The sequence below is a fragment of the Thermomonas sp. genome (assembly GCF_025993755.1).
GTDB lineage: Bacteria > Pseudomonadota > Gammaproteobacteria > Xanthomonadales > Xanthomonadaceae > Thermomonas.
Genome location: NZ_JAMQHN010000192.1, coordinates 1 through 2,439 on the forward strand (window position 1 = coordinate 1; position 2,439 = coordinate 2,439).

A 2,439-nucleotide genomic window follows, 5' to 3' on the forward strand; every position below is an offset into this window, starting at 1 on the left:
CAGCCGTGCTGGTCGAGGGTGAAATCGGCAACCTCGCCCGCCCCGCTTCCGGACACATCTACTTCACCCTGAAGGACGCCCGCGCGGCGGTGCGTTGCGCGTTGTTCAAGCCCAAGAGCCAGTGGCTGAAGTTCGTCCCGAAGGAAGGCATGCAGGTGCTGGCGCGCGGGCGGCTGACCCTGTACGAACCGCGCGGCGACTACCAACTGGTGCTGGACACCATGGAGGAGGCCGGCGAAGGCGCGCTGCGGCGCGCGTTCGAGGAACTCAAGGCGCGGCTCGACAAGGAAGGCCTGTTCGACCCCGCGCGCAAGCGCGCCCTGCCCGCCTTCCCGCGCCGGATCGCGGTGCTCACCTCTCCGTCGGGCGCGGTGATCCGCGACATCCTCAGCGTGCTGCGCCGCCGCTTTCCGCTGCTGGAGGTCGAACTGCTTCCGGTGCCGGTGCAGGGTTCCACCGCGGCCGCACAGATCCACGCGATGCTGACGCGCGCCGACGCCAGCGGCCGCTACGACATCCTCGTGCTGGCGCGCGGCGGCGGCTCGCTGGAAGCCCTGTGGGCCTTCAACCACGAAGCGCGGGCGCGCGCGGTGGCCGCGTGCGCCACGCCGACGGTTTCCGCGATCGGCCATGAGACCGACTTTTCGCTGACCGACTTCGCCGCCGACCTGCGCGCGCCCACGCCCTCGGCCGCCGCCGAGTTGCTGGCGCCGGACCAGGCGGAACTGCGCGCGCGACTGTCGCAGTTCCAGCGCCGCCTGCGCGCCTTGAACGGAACCGGCCTGCGTGAACGTGCCCAGCGCGCCGACCGCGCCTTCCTGCGTCTGCACGCGCAGCGCCCGCAGGCGCGGCTGGACGCGCAGCGCCAGCGCCTCGCCCACGCGCGTCTGCGCCTCGCCGGCACCATCGCACGGCGCCTGCAGCAGGATTCCGGAACCCTGCAGACATTGGCCGCACGACTGCGCGGCAGCCACCCGCGCCGCCGCGTCGAACAACAGCGCGAGCGTCTGCAGCGATTGGCCGACCGACCGCGCGCGATCCTCGTTCAATCGCTTCAAAACAACCTGCTGCACCTGCGCGGCCTTGCGCGCTCGCTGCACGCCGTCAGCCCGCTGGCTACCGTCTCACGCGGCTACAGCATCCTGCAGCGACCGGACGGATCGATCATCCACACGGTTGCAGGCGTGGCCGTCGGCGAGCAGGCCAGCGCGCGCCTTGTCGACGGCAGCCTGGAGTTCGCCATCACCGGCATCCGCGCTTCCGAGGCGGCCACGCCGCCGCCATCGTCCTGAAGCGGGTCCGCCGCCCCGGCGGGAGCGGGCCGCGTCGCGCGCCAGCGGCGCGAGGGATCAACCGCTCGTCTCGACCAGAGCCAACGGCGCCGGCCGGCCGAACAGGAATCCCTGGGCATGGGTGCAGCCCAGTTCGATCAAGGTCTGCTGCTGCGCTTCCGTTTCCACGCCCTCGGCGATCAGTTCGATGTTGAGACTGCCCGCCAGCGCGATGATCGCGCGGATCACCGCGATGCTCTCGTTGCGCACGTTGCCTTCAAGGCCGGAAACGAAGCTGCGGTCGATCTTCAGGCTGGCGATCGGGAACCGGTGCAGGTAGGACAGCGCGGAGAAGCCGGTTCCGAAATCGTCGAGCTGGGCCAGGATCCCGTGCCGGCGCAGCAGGTCCAGACACTCGCGGGTGCGCGGCGCATCGTCGAGCAGGGCCACTTCGGTGATTTCCACGCGCAGCCGATCCGGCGCCAGACCGGCCCCCTCGACCAATCCGAGCAGTCGGCTGGAAAAATCCGCCGCGCGGAAATGCCGGGGCGAGACGTTGATCGCCACATAGCCGGGCAGCGCGTGGCTGGCCATGTCGGAAATCACGCGCGCGTACATCAGCCAGTCGACCTGTTCGATCAGGCCGCTGTCCTCGCCGATATCGAGGAACTGGCCGGGCAGCAGCAGGCCCAGCTGTTCGTGCTGCCAGCGCAGCAGGGCCTCGTGACCGAAAATCTCGCCGGTGCGGATATCGACGATCGGCTGGTAGAACGGCAGGAACTGTTCGGACTGGATCGCGCGGCGCATGTCCGCTTCGAGGTCGAGGCTGCGGGTCGCCTCGCGGTGCATTTCCTCGTCGAACATGGCGCAGCGGTCGCGACCATCCTGCTTGGCGCGGTACATGGCGGCGTCGGCGTCGCGCAGCATTTCCTCGCCGCTGCGATAGCGCGGGTGCCAGACGGCGATGCCGATGCTGGCGCTCGGAAACAGCTCTCGTCCTGCAACCCAGACCGGCGCCGACAGCGCGGCGAGCACGCGATGCGCCAATTCCTCGGCCTTCCCCGGGTTTTCCAGATGCTCTGCGAGGATGGCGAATTCGTCGCCGCCCAGCCGCGCGACGACGTCGCTGCCGCGGACGCAGCCGACGATTCGCCGTCCGGCTTCGACC

General features: G+C 70.0%; 2 protein-coding genes. One reads left to right on the plus strand and one right to left on the minus strand.

Annotated elements, in window-relative coordinates; translation table 11 throughout:
* Positions 1-1,292 (plus strand): exodeoxyribonuclease VII large subunit (gene xseA, locus Q0X16_RS13090; protein ID WP_297835265.1); only part of this gene is annotated, 1,292 nt, incomplete at its 5' end.
* Between the two features lie 57 nt (positions 1,293-1,349).
* On the opposite strand, the gene Q0X16_RS13095 is transcribed toward xseA, so the two are convergent.
* Positions 1,350-2,439 (minus strand): bifunctional diguanylate cyclase/phosphodiesterase (locus Q0X16_RS13095; protein WP_297835267.1); only part of this gene is annotated, 1,090 nt, incomplete at its 5' end.